This window comes from Winogradskyella tangerina (assembly GCF_003260205.1).
GTDB lineage: Bacteria > Bacteroidota > Bacteroidia > Flavobacteriales > Flavobacteriaceae > Winogradskyella > Winogradskyella tangerina.
Map to the genome: position 1 here is coordinate 162999 of NZ_QERF01000003.1, position 16096 is coordinate 179094.

Sequence of the window (16096 nt, forward strand, 5' to 3'; positions counted from 1 at the left end):
ATTAGTTTTTTTTACCAATGAAAAATTGCCTTACTTTTCCAAGTGGAAGTTTTAGCCATAATCTCTCGTGTAAATAATACAGCACAAATTTCGTAAATAATTCTGTTAGAGCAATAAACATCGCTATCTCGTCAAAAGTTTCGAGGATCGTACCTGAAATTAGAAAAGTCATGGTCGTTGCGATTATTCTCCAAGATATAGTTTTATGAAGTGTCTGTTTTTTATTTACTTCCTTGTTTTGTAAAATATTCTGCCATACACGTTCGTGCAGATAATAAACAAAGAATTTTATGAAGAATTCTAGAGCGCCAATTTTAATGGCATTTTCGAGGCTACATTGACCGTTGAGACAGGTAACTAGTAGTACAACGACAATTGTGTCTGTAGTAGCAACAATGCGCCAAGATACTCCCTTAAGGATACTCCTAATATGTGATTCTTTTTTATAAGTAGGCATGGGGTTTAAATTCTAAGAAACTACGAACCAGGGATTCAGTAGGTTCTCTTTGTTATAAGTGAGTGGTTTTTCGGTTTCTTTTGAGATCACCTCAACTCCTACTGCATTGCAAATGGCTTGACCCGCAGCAGTATCCCACTCCATTGTTGGCGCAAATCTTGGGTAAATATCAGCATTCCCTTCTGCGACCAGACAAAATTTTAGTGAGCTCCCTTTAGACACTATTGAAACCTGATTACCTTTCTTTTCAAGTTGGTGTACAAATGAGAGGGTTTCGTCGTTCATGTGCGATCTGCTTCCCACAACTTCTAAAGCATTGGTTCTTTGCTTTGGTTGAAGTGGCTGCAGTAAATTCAATATGTTTTCAAAGGTTGTATTGTGGTCTGAAAGCTGTGCCTTGTAAGCTTTACCATTTGGCACGTCTCCAATATATAATACTTTAATTGCCGGAACATATATAACACCTAATCTTGGCTTTCCTTCATTGACTAAAGCTATATTTACGGTAAACTCACCATTTCTTTTTATAAACTCTTTTGTACCATCAACAGGGTCTACAATCCAACAGGTACTCCATTCCTTGCGGCTTATGTAATCGATCTGCTTATTCTCTTCGCTAATAATCGGAATGTTTGTAGGAATCAAAAAGGTATTAATGATGTCATTCGCATTTTTATCAGCAATTGTTAAAGGGGATTTATCGTCTTTGATTTCTACATCAAATTCGGAATTATAAACCTCCATAATGGCTTCGCCTGCTTTTAATGAGGCTTCTATAGCTGTGCGTAGTTCTCTATTTTGATCTATACCAGTCATACATTTCTTTTATACCGTTTTCTAAACTCATACTGTGTTGCCACCCAAGGTCGTGTAATTTTGAAACGTCAGTTAATTTTCTAGGTGTACCGTCAGGTTTATCGGTGTTATAAACAAATTGGCCACTAAATCCGATGATCTGCGCAATAATTTGAGCTAATTCAGCAATAGAAATGTCTTCTCCTGTGCCAATATTGATATGTGTATTACGAATTTCTTTTTGATGTGCTTCAAAAGTGTCTTTGAAATTTCGATTTTCCATTATGAAAACACAAGCATCGGCCATATCTTTCGACCACAAAAATTCGCGCCTAGGATTTCCAGATCCCCAAATTTCAACACTATTTTCGCTTACACCAAAACCTGAAAGATATGCTTTGGCTTTTTCAATTGTTGAATGCCCCGTATCTTTCATTACAGCTTCAGAATTACCTTCGTGTAGCATTTTAGCAAGATGTATCTTTCTGATTAATGCTGGCAATACATGTGATTTTTCCAGATCAAAGTTATCGTTTGGCCCATATAAATTTGTTGGCATAACCGAAATAAAATTGGTGCCATACTGCAAATTGTAACTCTCACACATTTTGATTCCGGCAATCTTTGCTATTGCGTAGGGTTCATTTGTGTACTCTAAGGAATTTGTGAGTAAATAGTCCTCTTTCATGGGTTGAGGGCAATTCTTAGGATAAATACAAGTGCTACCAAGAAACAACAACTTCTTTACACCGTTAGCATAGCTCTGGTGGATTACATTGTTTTGAATCATTAGGTTATGGTAGATAAAATCTGCTCTGTAACTATTGTTTGCAATAATACCACCTACTTTCGCAGCTGCTAAAAATACATATTCTGGTTGCTCTTCTTTAAAGAATTTTTCAGTTGCCTTTTGGTCAGCAAGATCAAGTTCGGCAAAGGTTCTTGTTATAGTATTTGTATAACCTTTTTGATGAAGATTTTCGAGAATAGCGCTCCCAACAAGGCCTCTATGGCCCGCAACATAAATTTTAGAATCCTTTTTCATATATAATTCTACTCAAAATAATTCTTGATTCTGAAACCACCTTCTTTAAGGTACTGTTGCTTCTTCATAAGTTTTATGTCACTACTCATCATATCTTCAACTAGGGCAGGTAAATCGTACTTTGGCACCCATCCTAATTTATTCTTGGCTTTTGATGCGTCGCCGACAAGAAGATCAACTTCTGTAGGCCTAAAATATTTAGCATCTACTGCAATGACTTCCTTGCCAATTTCCAATTGATATTCTGGATTGCTACAAGACTTCACAAAGCCTTTTTCTTCGGTTCCTTCACCCTTGAATTCTAATTCAACGCCTATGTGTGCAAAGCACATTCTGATAAAATCTCTAACTGTGGTGGTAATTCCTGTAGCAATAACCCAATCTTCAGGTTGATCAGCTTGAAGGATCATCCACATCATTCGAATATAATCCTTTGCGTGTCCCCAGTCTCTTTGAGCGTTAAGATTCCCTAAGTACATTTTATCTTGCATTCCTAATGCAATTCTGGAGGTAGCTCTGGTAATTTTTCGCGTTACAAAAGTTTCTCCTCTGATTGGCGATTCATGATTAAACAAAATTCCGTTGCACGCAAACATTCCGTATGCTTCACGGTAATTTACAGTAATCCAATAGGCATATATTTTTGCAACCGCATAAGGACTTCTCGGATAAAATGGCGTTGTTTCCGTTTGAGGAACTTCCTGAACTTTTCCGTACAATTCAGACGTAGATGCCTGATATATTCTTGTTGACTTTTCTAAACCAAGCATTCTCACTGCTTCGAGAATTCTCAATGTTCCTATGCCGTCAGCATTGGCTGTATACTCTGGTGTTTCAAAAGAGACATGCACATGACTCATGGCTGCTAAGTTGTAAATCTCGTCTGGTCTTACCTCTTGTATAATTCGGATAAGATTGGTACTATCGGTAAGGTCTCCATAATGCAAGAAAAAATTCTGGTTTTCTTCATGTGGATCTTGATACAAGTGATCTATTCGATCTGTATTGAATAATGAAGACCGACGCTTTACACCGTGAACTGAATAGCCTTTCTTTAACAAAAATTCACTTAAATAGGCCCCATCTTGTCCAGTAACTCCAGTGATTAATGCAACTTTTTTCTTCATCTTATTTTTTTAAATTTTGTACTATCTTTTGTTCATCAGCAAAAATAACTTTTTTTAACTACTAGCTAAGAAAAATTAAGTTATTGATTCTTGCGACTTAAATAGGTTAATCGTTTCTGATAAAGCCGCTTGCCAAGTCTTTAAGCTTTTGTTGTATATAGCTTCTGTATTACTGATATCCAAAACGCTATATTTTGGTCTTTTTGCTTTTGTTTTAAAGGATTCTACAGAATTTATATTGTTTATTTTACGCGAATCGTAGCGCATTGCAATTTCGCGTGCAAAACCAAACCATGTTGTACTACCTCGGGCAGAAAAATTGTAGATTCCACACGGAATATTCTTTGAAGTTGCGAGATATAATATAAACCTTCCTAGCTCTAGACAACTTGTTGGTGTTCCGGTTTCTTCAGTAGTTATATTCACCACCTTATCTTCTAAAATCCAATTGATGATAGTTTTCATGAAGTTTTTGCCATAAACTGAATAAAGCCATGACGTTCTTATGATATAATAGTCTGCCAAAATCTCCTTGATGTGCTTTTCACCCTTTAATTTTGATCTGCCGTATTGACTAATTGGGTTGGTAGTGTCATTGGCGAGGTAAGGTTCATTTTTAGTGCCATCAAAAACATAATCTGTAGATATGTGAATTAGTTTTATTTTAAGATCCTTACAAACTTCAGCAACGTTTTTAACGCCAGTGGCGTTAACCAAAAATGCGTTTTGAATATCGCTTTCTGCAGCTTCAACATTTGTGTAGGCAGCACAATTAATACAAAAATCGAACTGATTTTTTTGAAAAGTATTTTCAATACTGCTTTTATCTGTTATGTCTACCTCGTCACTTGAGAAGAACTGAAATGATCCATCGGCATCCTTTACTAAATAATTTAGTGTTTGACCCAATTGACCCGAAGCTCCTAAAACTGCAACAGATTTCATAATTGCGCATTTTTTAGACTTGGAAGCAATAAATCCTTTTCAGAAATAATTAGATCACCCATTGGAAAATTCCAATCGATATTTAATTCTGCGTCATTATAAATAATTCCGCCTTCAGCTTGCTTATTATAATAATTATCGCATTTGTAGTTAAAAATGGTATGGTCTTCTAGTACTAAAAACCCATGAGCAAAGCCTCTTGGCACATAAAACTGAGTTTTATTTTCTTCGGATAAAACTATAGAAAAATGTTCGCCATAAGTAGAGGAATCAGGACGAAGATCAACAACCACGTCCAAGACTTTCCCTTTTATAACCCGAACCAATTTTGCCTGAGCATACTCGCCTCTTTGATAATGAAGCCCTCGGAGCACTCCTTTCGAGGACAGCGACTCATTATCCTGTACGAATTCTACCTTAAGACCTGTTTTATCTTCAAAGGTTTTTTTATTAAAACTCTCTATGAAATACCCTCGTTTATCTTCAAAAATCTGAGGTTGTAAAATGTAGCTCCCTTTTAATTTAGTCTCTTGTACTGTCATATCATTCAGAAAGTAAACTCAGAAGATGCTTGCTATAGCCACTTTTTGTAAGCGATTTGGCAACCTCTCTAAGTTGGTCTTCGTCTATAAATCCCATTCTGTAGGCAGCCTCTTCAATAGCGCCAATTTTTAAGCCTTGCCGTTCTTCAATAACCTGAACAAATTGCGAAGCCTGCATTAAAGAGTTAAAGGTGCCCGTGTCTAGCCAAGCCGTACCTTTATCTAAAACACTCACTTTTAGTTTACCGCGCTCGAGATAAGTTTTATTAACGTCTGTGATTTCTAATTCGCCTCTCTTGCTAGGCTTAATATTTTTAGCAATTTCAACAACCGAATTATCGTAAAAGTATATTCCCGGTACTGCATAATTAGATTTTGGGTCCTTTGGCTTTTCTTCGATAGAAACAACTTTGCCAGATTTATCAAATTCAACGACACCATAACGTTCTGGGTCATGAACATGGTAAGCATATATAATGCCACCGTCAGGGTCGTTGTTTTGCTGAAGAAGATCTGATAAGCCTGTTCCGTAGAATATATTATCTCCTAAAATGAGCGCTACCTTATCGTCTCCGATAAATTCTTCTCCAATGATGAAGGCCTCGGCCAATCCATTGGGTGCTTCTTGAACCGCATATTGAAAATTACAACCGTATTTTTTACCATCTCCCAATAGCTTTTCGAAAAGAGGGATATCCTGTGGCGTAGAAATAATAAGGATATCCTTTATCCCTGACCACATCAATGTAGAAATGGGATAATAGATCATCGGCTTATCGTATATTGGCATTAATTGCTTACTGATAGCCAATGTTATTGGGTGTAATCGTGTGCCCGAACCTCCTGCTAGAACAATTCCCTTCATTGATTTTCGTACTTGTTTAAATACCAGTTTATTGTTTTTACAATTCCTGATTCAAAATTCTCTTCCGCCTCCCAGTTCAGTTCAGTTTCAATTTTTGAAGCATCTATAGCATATCTGAAATCATGACCAGGTCTATCCGTTACAAATGTAATTTGTTCGGCATATTTTGAACTTTTTGGTTTTAATTCATCTAAGATACCACAGATTTTGTGAGCGATATACAAATTATCTCTTTCGTTTTTTCCTCCAATATTATACGTTTCTCCTGATCGTCCTTTTTGATAAACTAGATCAATACCTCTACAATGATCATCAACGTAAAGCCAATCTCTAATATTTTTACCATCGCCATAGATCGGAATAGCTTCATTAGTTAAAGCCTTTCTGATAATTGTTGGAATTAGTTTTTCATCGTGTTGTTTAGGCCCGTAATTATTGCTACAGTTAGTTGTTACGACATTCATTCCGTAGGTGTGGAAATAGCTCCTAACGATAAAATCTGATGATGCCTTTGAGGCACTGTATGGGCTGTTTGGTGCATAGGGCGTCTTTTCAGTAAATAATCCTGTTTTACCTAAAGTTCCGTAAACCTCGTCTGTTGAAATATGGTGAAATCTGTTATTCTCGCAGCCAGATTTAAAAGAAAACGGAGCATCCATCCAATGGTTCTTCGCGGTATTAAGCAAATTAAAAGTTCCATAAACATTTGTATTTATAAATGCGTCTGGATTGGCAATAGAATTGTCTACATGAGACTCAGCAGCGAAATGAACAACCCCTGAGAAATTGTGCATTCTGAATAATTCATCTACAAGGGTTACATCGCAAATATCCCCTTTTACAAACGTGTAATTTTTATTTTTTTCGTGTTCTTTTAAATTAGAAAGCTCACCTGCGTAGGTAAGCTTATCTAAATTAACAACTTCGATGTTTTGGTATGTTTTTAAAAAGTATGAAATAAAATTTGAACCAATAAATCCAGCGCCACCTGTTATAAGTATGGATTCGTGGTTATTCATAGTTCTTTATATATTTAAATGTATTAAATAGGAGGTATACCGCCGCCATTATAATCAGTGCAAGAGCTGGAAAAACCACAGAAAATCTTTGAAAAAAGTCCTTTTCTAAAGTACCGACTTCTTCAAAGCTCGATAATATGTCATAATATTCCCTTTCCTCTAGTTCGCTCATCTCAAGAGCTCTAAGTGCGTTTCTGATCTTCAATTCTTCCTGAAATAATTCGTATTCTTTGGTTTCGGTCTTTTCTTGTATCAGTGGCATTATGCCGCCCACGCCAAGCTTCGCCTCATCTTTTGTCGACTCATTTTGCTTGATTTCCAAATATGTTTTCTGTAAATCCTCTACTCGTTTTAACTCTTGGAGATAGGTAAGCCTTTGAACATTGCGAATAGAATCTGTACGCGCTTTTAACTTTATAGAGTACTCATTCTTGAATGTTTTTATAAAGCCTTGCTCTAAGCTAGGAAAGATTTCATTGTTTGTTGCTTTGGCTTTAACGGAAAAAATATTTCCGGCTAAAATGTCTCTATTTTCAATAAAATCCTCATAGGTAAGATCTACCGCAATGGTACTATCTAGGGATTTTATATATTCATCGTATTCTTTTACTAGGTCATTTTGGGTTTCTGGGCCGATCTCAATTTCGAAACCTAGTAATTGTTTAGCCGTAGTTGTGCTGTCAATTTCAAAAATGTTAGACAATTCGCTGTAGTTCTCAGAGCTTATGAGCGCGTTAAAATAATCAACATTGTTAGCTAATTGGTATTTAGAGTCATAATATGGCCTCACTAACATATCTGAAACATAGATAGGGCCTTTTAACTTTTCAATACCAAAACCAACCAATGCTGCAACCATTAAAATTATAGCTACAAGCTTAAAATTATTTACTAACGGTTTTAAAGCAAGTATTAAGGTAACAAATAGGCCTTTTCCAATTTTGCCAATAAATAAGAACAGTTTTTCAAAAAGTCTGCCAATAGCATTAAATAATTGTCCTAAGTCTACTTCTTCAGTTTTGTCTTTTTCTGGTAGGTTATCACCCATTGTTCTAAGAATTAAATATTTGTTCTAATATCTTTTTTGTAATCACATAAGTTGGTCTAACACCCGAGGTGCCAAGACCCCCAGAAGCCAATGTGCTTCCGGTTTCTAGCGGATTATCACTAGCGTAATAGGCATATCTTACTTTTACATCTTCATTAATACTTCCTCTTACCTTTGATGAAGCCTGAATGGCTTTCTGATAATGTGCACCCTCCATTTCTAGGCCTATTACATTCCATGTAGAATTTTTAAAGAACTTTAATATTTCTTTGTTTTGTAATGAGGTCCCTAATACAGTAATCATTGTTCCCTCATAAACATCTACGCCGCAATCTACTAAATCGTTTTTACTTAGTTCATTTTTAAACGGATAATTATCCGCGGTGCCTTCAAAAATATGCGCTGAAGGAATCATAACGTCGCCTTTGCCTCCTTCGAGAATACCAGCTTTACCCATAATTGAAATAGATTTCACATCTAAGTGAACTTTTTTACCTCCTGCTTTAATAGGTTTCAAAAACTCATCTAAAGTCTCATAAGCTTGCTCACCAAAGGCATAGTCCATAACAAAAATAACGGCCTTTTCGTCTTTCGTAGATTGGGAGTATTCAAAGTCTGTTTTAGAAAAATCTATTTTATCAGTATCAAAAATCTGAACGTCAATGTTGGTTCCTGAAGTATCTTTTATATAGATCATTCCATTTTGCAACGCTGACTTTTCAACTTTATTGCGAATGGCGCTATTGTTTGGATTGCTCAGCGTTTCAAAAACCTCAAAAATGTCCTTTTTAGCATCGGCCCCTTTTAGAGTTCCTTTTGCAAAAAGAGAATTCATTACACTATGCATGTTAGCACTGATGATATGAATTGGGCGTTCTAGTAAGCCGTGTTTGTGCATTACTGCCTTAATGTTATCAGCCCAAATCTCACCATGAATGTGATGTCCAATGCGCTCTCGTAACACAGGGCTAAAGGTGATGGTTCTTTTTGTGTTGTTTATGACTTCTTCAATGGCTAATTTTCCTAACCAATAAACAATATGTAATAAACGCTCTGGTTGATCTGGTGTTGCAAATTTTGGATAGGCTCCCGTTAGTTCGTTAAAGGTTCTGCCTAAAATATTTGCCGTATGTGTAATGGCGATCTCGCGTTCTTTTTGTGTTAATTTCTTTGAGGATTTAACCGCGCTTTCAAGTTTCTGCCAATCTCTAATTGTGGATCCTTCTTCATTAATGAGAACACGCTTACTAATTTTATGAGATTCCACAAACAAAAATGTAAGATGCGTTAGAATATCGTAGATCTCAGAGCGACCTCTAGTGATTTCAATATTCATTTGCTCGTCATCAATACGGTAGCAGTTTCGTCTTCGTTTTGGAGGAATTATTGGCTTAAAATGAGAATTAGCGTAACCTTCATCACTTGTTAAATTAATGAATGTACATTCTTCGATTCCTTGAGGTAAACGATCAATCACATAAAGCAGGCCTTCTAATTCGGCTTTCTCTTCTGCAATAGAACCATAGATTTCTGGTCGTAGAAGTAATAAGGCTTCGCGAAGCGTTTCTCCTGAAACACCCATTGGTTTATAAAATCCACGATTAAACAGGTGTCGCATGGTAATATACATACGTTCAATTGCGCTAGAGCTTTCTTGAGCTCTTGTTCTTTCGTGTTTCTTATTGGTTGTGCTCATACGTTGTTTTAACCTGCAAATATAGCCTTATTTCGTTAATTGAAGCTCGTACATCTTATCGGCAATTTTTCGGTCATTCGCCAATCTAGGGATTTTATTCTGCCCACCGAGCTTCCCGATTGACTTCATATAGGTTTGAAATCCGTCTTTCTTCACGTGTGTAACAATCAATGGTCTTAAGACTTTACCCTCAATTAAATCAAAATAATAGCTGTTTTGTTTTTGAAGTGACTGCTCTAAGTCTTCAATGAATTTAGATTCATTTTCAGGCTCATTTTCAAACTCAATAAACCACTCGTGATACGGTAGGCCTTCCGAAGGGTTTATTTGTGGTGCCACTGTAAACTCATTGACTGCAATTGTGGTATTCTGAGAGGCTTCTTTTAAGGCTTGCTCGACTTCCTTTCCAATAACGTGCTCGCCAAAAGCAGAAATAAAATGTTTTATGCGACCACTAACGATAACGCGATACGGACGCAGTGATGTAAATTCCACAGTGTCGCCAATATTATATGCCCAAAGACCTGCGGTGGTAGAAATGATCATTACATAATTAACACCAAGTTTAACGTCTTTTATAGTAATGCGTTCGGGGTTTTCTTCGAAAAAATGCTCGGCCTCAATAAACTCATAAAATATCCCTGAATCGAGCTGAAGCAACATGCCGCGTTCGTTTTGTTTATCTTGAAAAGCAAAAAACCCTTCACTCGCAGGGTAAAGTTCTATGCTGTCGACGGATCTACCTATTAAATTTTCAAATTTTGCCCGATAAGGTTCGTAGTTAACGCCTCCGAATATAAACAGGTTGAAATTCTTGAAGATTTCACCAACCTTCTGTTGTTTCTTTTCGATCAGTTTTTCAAAATACATTTGCACCCACGACGGAATTCCGGAAATGATGGTCATGTTCTCATCTACCGTTTCTTCAACAATAGCGTCTACTTTTGTTTCCCAATCATCAATGCAATTGGTCTCTAAGCTTGGCATTCTGTTTTTCTGAAGATATTTCGGTACGTAGTGGGCTACAATGCCTGAAAGCCGCCCAAGTTTAATCCCATTCTTTTCTTCTAAAATGGGACTTCCCTGAAGAAAGATCATTTTTCCATCAACAAATTTTGAATTTCCTGTCTCATGAATGTAGAGCAAAATGGCATTTCTAGCTGCCTGCACATGAGTTGGCATGCTTTCTTTGGTAATCGGAATATATTTTGAACCCGAAGTGGTGCCTGATGTCTTTGCGAAATAGATCGGTTTGCCCTTCCAAAGAATGTTTTCTTCGCCAGCAACAACGCGCTCAACATAAGGTCTTAACGCCTCATAATCTCGAATTGGCACTCTAGATCTAAAGTCTTCATAGGTCTTGATCTCATGGAACTTATGATCTTTTCCGAAGACGGTAGAACTGGCTTCTGAAATCAAATTCTGAAATACACGTTCTTGCGTCTTTACAGGTTGTGTTGCCCATTTATTAATGCGCTTCGCAATATATTTAGCAAATGGTTTTGAGAGTGCGGCTTTGATCGATGGCATTACTGAAAATCGATAAAATTAGTAGGGTTTACAGGATATCCGTTGCTCCATAATTCGAAATGAAGGTGTGGCCCTGTGCTAAGTTCGCCAGTATTCCCAGACATGGCGATTACCTCACCGGCTTTCACCAAGTCGCCTTGGGATTTGGTTATGGATGAGTTGTGCTTATAAACGGAGATCAGTTCTTGGTTGTGTTCAATTATGATAACGTAACCTGTTTCAACCGTCCACTCGGCAAAAATAATGGTGCCGTCTGCTGTGGCCTTCACGGGAGTGTTTGCTGCCACAACTACATCTACGGCGTAGTGCTTGTCTTCAATATTATAGCCTTCAGAAATAGATCCGTTAACAGGTGGAAAAAGCACGAAGTTGTTTTGATCTGCAGAGCCTTCAAACAGATTGTACTTATCCTCTTTTTCGACTTTTTCCCTTAAGAGCGAGTCTTCTTTATTCGTTGAAACCTGTAAAATATCTAAATCGCTTTTTGCAGCTTCAATAACTGAATCTCTATTAAAATCTTCAGAAGCCACATCGCCAGTAAGTACTTTACGGATTGAAGCATAATACCGTTTATTTAATTCTAATTCCTGAACCAAAGAATCGGTTTTATAGTTAAGGAAGGTTGCTTTTTTCTTTAAACTGGTTGAAGAATATCCAGGGATATATTCGCGTAATGGTGTATATGCAATGATTAGAGCTGTCAGAAACACTAAAAATATTGCAGACAGTGAAGTCATCACAAATACGTTTAGCCTCGTTAGTTTTATGGCAAAACGCTCCTCGAAAGTATCTTCATTTAGTATAACCAGACGATACTTGTGAAGTAACTTTTTTGTGAATTTCTTTTCTTTTTTGTTCTTTTTCGCCATCGAAACAAAATTAGTTAAAATAGTGAAATACCCGTATCAATACCTACTAAAGTTAGGTTAACAACGCTGTAATTCAAGTTTAATTACTAACTTTGTACTCTAAATTTGAACGTATGATTTCGAGTAGTATATTTTTAGCATTGGGTCCATGGCAAATCGTTTTGATTGTAGTTGCCATTTTACTGCTGTTTGGTGGTAAAAAAATCCCTGAATTAATGCGCGGTTTGGGTAGTGGTATTAAAGAATTTAAAGATGCCAGTAAAGAAGACCCAGCAGAAAATAAGGACAAAGAATAACCTTTTTGAACATTATAAAAAAAGCCAACTAAATTTTATAGTTGGCTTTTTTTATTATTTGATTTCAATTGATTTTATAATCGATTCGAGCTCAAAAACATAATCTCGTTTCCTTAGCGACGGTGCATAAACATAACCATCTGCTACGAGATAGCGTTTATTAACCTGGTCTTCTATGGCGTACATAATAAACGGACCTCCTTGGGTAAATCCTACCGTTTCCCAAAGCCCTCTTACTTCATATGCTGGTTTATTATCGATAATTGTTTTGAACATTGCTGGTGCATAAGCGTCTTCAATAACCATATAGATGTCATCTTCTCCCGGTACTTTCGTTTTTGTAACTCGGTTTCTTAATCGCATGATATCTACAATTGTGCTGTCTCCTTTAGAAATACTATCTATCGGAATTTCATAAAACATAATGTCTATGGTTTTGGTTTGGTCTAATCCTTTCCTTAACCAATAAAAGTCATCTTCAGCTTTTCCGAATCCATAGGCCGACGGAATATTTACAGTAAAGCCCAATTGGTTTTCCATTTGTTCATCCTTTAGCAAGGATAAATTAATCCGTCTTTGCTTTTCGGTAACTTCCTCTTTATTAAAAGCGGCAAGGATCTTGTCTTTATTTTCTTCGAGTTGGGTAATGATCTCTTTAATCGTTTTACCGCCTACTACCGCAACTGTTTGTGGTTTTGCAAAGGCATTAGTGGCAATTTTGGTTGTTGGTTCTAAATTTCCTTTTTCAATTTTAAGAACCACTCTGCTTCGGGTTGCAAATCCATCAAATACCTGCGGAGGAATTTGACGTAACTTAAATTTTGGTTCGTCTACAGGAAGTCCATTTAGTGGTGCTGCAAAAATAGATCGGATAGTCTCACCTACGGTGCCTTCCCAAAGGTCGCTATCAACCACTACTGAAATGCTATTCAGATTACCATTTGAAGCTGGAAGATAAGTTGTTTTATCTCCATCTTTTTTATTATCACATGCTGTCATTAGCACACAAAACAATAAGACGTATAACGTTCTCATACAAATATTTTTTGTTGGTTTATTACTCAGACACAATGAGTGTCATTCCTACTTTGAGTTTATTACCACTAATATCGTTCCAATCTTTAAGATTTTGAACAGAAACTCCAGAAAATTTTTGAGCAATGCTCCAAAGGGAGTCTCCAGATTTTACCTTGTAGGTTTGTTTCCCTTCGGAATTTACTACTTTTTTAATGGATTTTGGTTTAGTCTGAATCTCGGGGTTTCTGGGGTAAATTGTAAGGCGCTGGCCGATCCTGAGATTATTACTTCGAAGGCCATTCCAGCGTTTAATTTGACTTACTCTAACACCATAACGTCTCGCAATTTTACCTAAATAGTCGCCGCTTTTCACTCGATATCTTATTCGGGTATCTGTATTAAAAAGTTGTGGCAGTGGCTTTTCACGTTTATCAAACTCAGCCTTAGCATAAGCATAAATTTTATCTTCATTAGAAGTAAATATTCCAACGGCTTCTCTCGGTAATCTTAGAGCATAAGTTTTGCCTTCCACCTTCGGAATAATATCGAGTTTATAAGACGGGTTTAAAAACTGAAGTTCTTCAATATTGACACCTGTAGTTTCTGAGACCTGATCTAAGGTAATCATCTGTTTCACATGAACGGTGTCTGTTTGAATGTGCTGAAAAGGAGGTCGTTCTGGCTTAAAGCCGTGTTCTTCGGCATATTCAAAAATATACATGGTGGCGAGAAATGCAGGAACGTAACCAGCAGTTTCTCGCGGTAAATGAGGTCGAATGTTCCAGTAATTCTGATAGCCTCCAGAACGTCGGATCGCCTTATTTACATTTCCCGGCCCTGAATTATAAGCAGCGAGTGCCAAATCCCAGTCACCAAATATTTTATACAATCTTGAAAGATATTGCGCAGCAGCAGTAGTGGATTTAATCGGGTCGCTGCGGTCGTCTACATAACTACTTACATCTAATTTATACTCTTTTCCTGTGGTAAACATAAACTGCCAAAGTCCGGTGGCGCCTACGCGAGACCGAGCTCTTGGTTTTAGGGCAGATTCCACAATAGATAAGTATTTCATCTCAAGAGGAATGTTGTAATTGTCGAACTCTTGTTCAAACATTGGGAAATAAAAATGACTTAATCCCATTAAGCGCTCTAATGATTTGCGCCTATGTTTCAGATAGCGTTTAATAACACTTTCAAGAGAAGGATTGTATTCAACATTAAATGGCGTTTTGGCGTTTAGTCGTGCTAATCTTGCTTTCAATGTATCTGTAGGAAGTTCAGGATAATCAACGGGTTCGTAAGTCATTTCGGTAACAGACTTATAGATAGTGTCGTATAACGAATTGCTATAAAGTTCTTCTAACCATTTTCTGTCTAATTCGGCAGCTTCAGGAAGATCCTCAAGATTTTTAATATTTAGTGAATCAATTTCCGCAGGAATTATTTTTGAAGTACTAATAACCTTGCCATCAATAAGAGAGTCTTTTGATCTATCCGTTGCACGAACGGAATCGGTCTTAGTTTGCGAGAAGCTCAAAGCGGCAACTGCTAAACAGCAAATTGATATGGTTAATTTTATGTGCATAAATGCCTGATTAGATCTTAAATGCCTAACGCTTCAAAAATAAGAAATCGTATGTATTTGAAAAGCTTAGTCTAAAATAGCTGCAATTCCGGGTAAAGTCTTTCCTTCTAAACTCTCGAGCATAGCACCGCCACCAGTACTCACATAGCTCACTTTTGTTTCGAAACCAAATTGCTTAACTGCTGCAACAGAATCTCCTCCACCAACTAGTGAAAATGCACCATTCTTTGTTGCATGAGCAATAGAATGCCCTAAGGCTATTGTGCCTTCAGCAAAGCTTTCCATTTCGAAAACACCTAGTGGTCCATTCCATAATATGGTTTTAGAATTATTGACAACCGAATCAAAATGCTCTAAAGATTTTGGCCCTGCATCCAGACCTTGCCAACCGTCTGGTATGTGCGTTACGTCAACAACCTGCTTATTTGCGTCGTTGCTAAATGCATCAGCAGCAATTACGTCGACGGGTAAATGGATTTTTACGCCTTTGGCCTCGGCTTGCTTAAGAATGTCGAGTGCCAATTCCATTTTGTCATCTTCACAGATCGAATCACCTATACTTCCACCTTGGGCTTTTATAAAAGTGAAGGTCATACCACCACCAATAATGAGGTGATCTACTTTATCTAAAATATTTTCTATAACTGTAATTTTAGAAGACACTTTTGCGCCTCCAAGTACGGCTAGTACTGGTTTTTCACCATCCTCTAGGACCTTTTTTATGCTTTCAATTTCTTTTGCTAACAAATGGCCAAAGCATTTGGCTTCAGGAAAAAACTGAGCAACTATTGTCGTTGATGCGTGTGCTCTGTGTGCCGTTCCAAAGGCATCGTTCACATAAATGTCTCCAAGTTTTGAGAGCTGTTCTGCAAACCCTTGGTCGCCTTGTTTTTCTTCTTCGTGAAAACGTAAATTCTCTAACAACAGAATTTGACCCGCCTGAAGTGCATTAGCCTTTTCTTCAGCTTCAGCGCCAACACAGTCAGAAGCAAATTTTACTTCAACACCCAAAATATCTTCGATCTTAGAAATAATATGTTTTAAAGAAAACTCCTCTTGAACACCTTTAGGACGCCCTAAGTGCGACATCAATACACAGCTTCCGCCATCTTCTAAAACCTTTATGATGGTTGGCTTTGCTGAGATAATTCGAGTGGCATCGGTAACTTCAAAATTTTCATTTAGTGGCACATTAAAGTCCACACGAATTAATGCTTTTTTATCTTTAAAATTAAAATCGTTGAGTGTCTTCATTTT

The 16096-nt window shown here is 37.1% G+C and carries 16 protein-coding genes; 1 reads left to right on the plus strand and 15 read right to left on the minus strand.

What is annotated here, in order from left to right; translation table 11 throughout:
• Position 1: 1 nt before the first annotated feature.
• The 12 genes from DDY94_RS06245 to DDY94_RS06300 all read right to left on the minus strand — a co-directional run bounded on the left by DDY94_RS06245 (position 2) and on the right by DDY94_RS06300 (position 11938).
• The gene (locus DDY94_RS06245) at positions 2–457 is read right to left on the minus strand and encodes a DUF2061 domain-containing protein (protein ID WP_111683197.1); all 456 of its coding nucleotides are present in this window, start codon (positions 455–457) and stop codon (positions 2–4) included.
• A 12-nt stretch (positions 458–469) separates the two neighbouring features.
• Positions 470–1273, minus strand: coding sequence for a 3'(2'),5'-bisphosphate nucleotidase CysQ (gene cysQ / locus DDY94_RS06250; protein WP_111683198.1), 804 nt, complete (start codon positions 1271–1273; stop codon positions 470–472).
• Positions 1251–2297: a GDP-L-fucose synthase family protein gene (locus tag DDY94_RS06255; protein WP_111683199.1), complete on the minus strand. Its 1047-nt coding sequence runs from the start codon at positions 2295–2297 to the stop codon at positions 1251–1253. Before DDY94_RS06255 ends, cysQ begins: the two co-directional genes overlap by 23 nt.
• Before the next feature lie 8 nt (positions 2298–2305).
• Positions 2306–3424 (minus strand): GDP-mannose 4,6-dehydratase, encoded by a 1119-nt coding sequence (gmd, locus tag DDY94_RS06260; RefSeq protein ID WP_111683200.1) that lies wholly within the window; start codon positions 3422–3424, stop codon positions 2306–2308.
• A 75-nt stretch (positions 3425–3499) separates the two neighbouring features.
• Positions 3500–4369 (minus strand): dTDP-4-dehydrorhamnose reductase, encoded by an 870-nt coding sequence (gene rfbD / locus DDY94_RS06265; RefSeq protein ID WP_111683201.1) that lies wholly within the window; start codon positions 4367–4369, stop codon positions 3500–3502.
• A complete protein-coding gene (gene rfbC, locus DDY94_RS06270) occupies positions 4366–4911 on the minus strand; it encodes a dTDP-4-dehydrorhamnose 3,5-epimerase (RefSeq protein WP_111683202.1) in 546 nt (181 codons plus the stop codon). Before rfbC ends, rfbD begins: the two co-directional genes overlap by 4 nt.
• A gap of 1 nt (position 4912) precedes the next feature.
• Entirely contained in the window at positions 4913–5776 is an 864-nt protein-coding gene (rfbA, locus tag DDY94_RS06275; RefSeq protein WP_111683203.1) for a glucose-1-phosphate thymidylyltransferase RfbA, read from the minus strand.
• Positions 5773–6795 (minus strand): dTDP-glucose 4,6-dehydratase, encoded by a 1023-nt coding sequence (gene rfbB, locus DDY94_RS06280; protein WP_111683204.1) that lies wholly within the window; start codon positions 6793–6795, stop codon positions 5773–5775. The genes rfbA and rfbB overlap by 4 nt, the downstream gene beginning before the upstream one ends.
• Positions 6788–7843 carry a hypothetical protein gene (locus DDY94_RS06285; RefSeq protein ID WP_111683205.1) on the minus strand — a complete coding sequence of 352 codons (1056 nt, stop codon included), beginning with the start codon at positions 7841–7843 and terminating at the stop codon, positions 6788–6790. Before DDY94_RS06285 ends, rfbB begins: the two co-directional genes overlap by 8 nt.
• Before the next feature lie 4 nt (positions 7844–7847).
• Positions 7848–9539 (minus strand): DUF6909 family protein, encoded by a 1692-nt coding sequence (locus tag DDY94_RS06290; RefSeq protein WP_111683206.1) that lies wholly within the window; start codon positions 9537–9539, stop codon positions 7848–7850.
• Between the two features lie 27 nt (positions 9540–9566).
• Complete coding sequence (locus tag DDY94_RS06295) at positions 9567–11069, minus strand: GH3 auxin-responsive promoter family protein (RefSeq protein ID WP_111683207.1); 1503 nt, start codon at positions 11067–11069, stop codon at positions 9567–9569.
• Positions 11069–11938, minus strand: a complete 870-nt coding sequence (locus DDY94_RS06300) for a M23 family metallopeptidase (protein WP_111683208.1) — start codon at positions 11936–11938, stop codon at positions 11069–11071. The genes DDY94_RS06295 and DDY94_RS06300 overlap by 1 nt, the downstream gene beginning before the upstream one ends.
• Before the next feature lie 113 nt (positions 11939–12051).
• Here DDY94_RS06300 and DDY94_RS06305 point away from each other — a divergent pair, with 113 nt between their 5' ends.
• The gene (locus tag DDY94_RS06305; protein WP_111683209.1) at positions 12052–12234 is read left to right on the plus strand and encodes a twin-arginine translocase TatA/TatE family subunit; all 183 of its coding nucleotides are present in this window, start codon (positions 12052–12054) and stop codon (positions 12232–12234) included.
• Between the two features lie 54 nt (positions 12235–12288).
• On the opposite strand, the gene DDY94_RS06310 is transcribed toward DDY94_RS06305, so the two are convergent.
• The 3 genes from DDY94_RS06310 to DDY94_RS06320 form a co-directional block, all read right to left on the minus strand.
• Complete coding sequence (locus DDY94_RS06310) at positions 12289–13269, minus strand: DUF4837 family protein (protein WP_111683210.1); 981 nt, start codon at positions 13267–13269, stop codon at positions 12289–12291.
• A gap of 22 nt (positions 13270–13291) precedes the next feature.
• The gene (locus DDY94_RS06315; RefSeq protein WP_111683211.1) at positions 13292–14839 is read right to left on the minus strand and encodes a LysM peptidoglycan-binding domain-containing protein; all 1548 of its coding nucleotides are present in this window, start codon (positions 14837–14839) and stop codon (positions 13292–13294) included.
• A gap of 66 nt (positions 14840–14905) precedes the next feature.
• Positions 14906–16093, minus strand: a complete 1188-nt coding sequence (locus DDY94_RS06320; protein ID WP_111683371.1) for a phosphoglycerate kinase — start codon at positions 16091–16093, stop codon at positions 14906–14908.
• Positions 16094–16096 lie beyond the last annotated feature (3 nt).

Excerpts from the sequence above, each read along its gene's own strand:
- DDY94_RS06300 (WP_111683208.1), bottom strand. The coding sequence starts at position 11,938 with ATGGCGAAAAAGAACAAAAAAGAAAAGAAATTCACAAAAAAGTTACTT.
- DDY94_RS06320 (WP_111683371.1), bottom strand. The coding sequence starts at position 16,093 with ATGAAGACACTCAACGATTTTAATTTTAAAGATAAAAAAGCATTAATT.
- rfbC (WP_111683202.1), bottom strand. The coding sequence starts at position 4,911 with ATGACAGTACAAGAGACTAAATTAAAAGGGAGCTACATTTTACAACCT.
- gmd (WP_111683200.1), bottom strand. The coding sequence starts at position 3,424 with ATGAAGAAAAAAGTTGCATTAATCACTGGAGTTACTGGACAAGATGGG.
- cysQ (WP_111683198.1), bottom strand. The coding sequence starts at position 1,273 with ATGACTGGTATAGATCAAAATAGAGAACTACGCACAGCTATAGAAGCC.
- DDY94_RS06310 (WP_111683210.1), bottom strand. The coding sequence starts at position 13,269 with ATGAGAACGTTATACGTCTTATTGTTTTGTGTGCTAATGACAGCATGT.
- DDY94_RS06245 (WP_111683197.1), bottom strand. The coding sequence starts at position 457 with ATGCCTACTTATAAAAAAGAATCACATATTAGGAGTATCCTTAAGGGA.
- DDY94_RS06285 (WP_111683205.1), bottom strand. The coding sequence starts at position 7,843 with ATGGGTGATAACCTACCAGAAAAAGACAAAACTGAAGAAGTAGACTTA.
- rfbA (WP_111683203.1), bottom strand. The coding sequence starts at position 5,776 with ATGAAGGGAATTGTTCTAGCAGGAGGTTCGGGCACACGATTACACCCA.
- DDY94_RS06295 (WP_111683207.1), bottom strand. The coding sequence starts at position 11,069 with ATGCCATCGATCAAAGCCGCACTCTCAAAACCATTTGCTAAATATATT.
- DDY94_RS06305 (WP_111683209.1), top strand. The coding sequence starts at position 12,052 with ATGATTTCGAGTAGTATATTTTTAGCATTGGGTCCATGGCAAATCGTT.
- DDY94_RS06290 (WP_111683206.1), bottom strand. The coding sequence starts at position 9,539 with ATGAGCACAACCAATAAGAAACACGAAAGAACAAGAGCTCAAGAAAGC.
- rfbD (WP_111683201.1), bottom strand. The coding sequence starts at position 4,369 with ATGAAATCTGTTGCAGTTTTAGGAGCTTCGGGTCAATTGGGTCAAACA.
- rfbB (WP_111683204.1), bottom strand. The coding sequence starts at position 6,795 with ATGAATAACCACGAATCCATACTTATAACAGGTGGCGCTGGATTTATT.
- DDY94_RS06255 (WP_111683199.1), bottom strand. The coding sequence starts at position 2,297 with ATGAAAAAGGATTCTAAAATTTATGTTGCGGGCCATAGAGGCCTTGTT.
- DDY94_RS06315 (WP_111683211.1), bottom strand. The coding sequence starts at position 14,839 with ATGCACATAAAATTAACCATATCAATTTGCTGTTTAGCAGTTGCCGCT.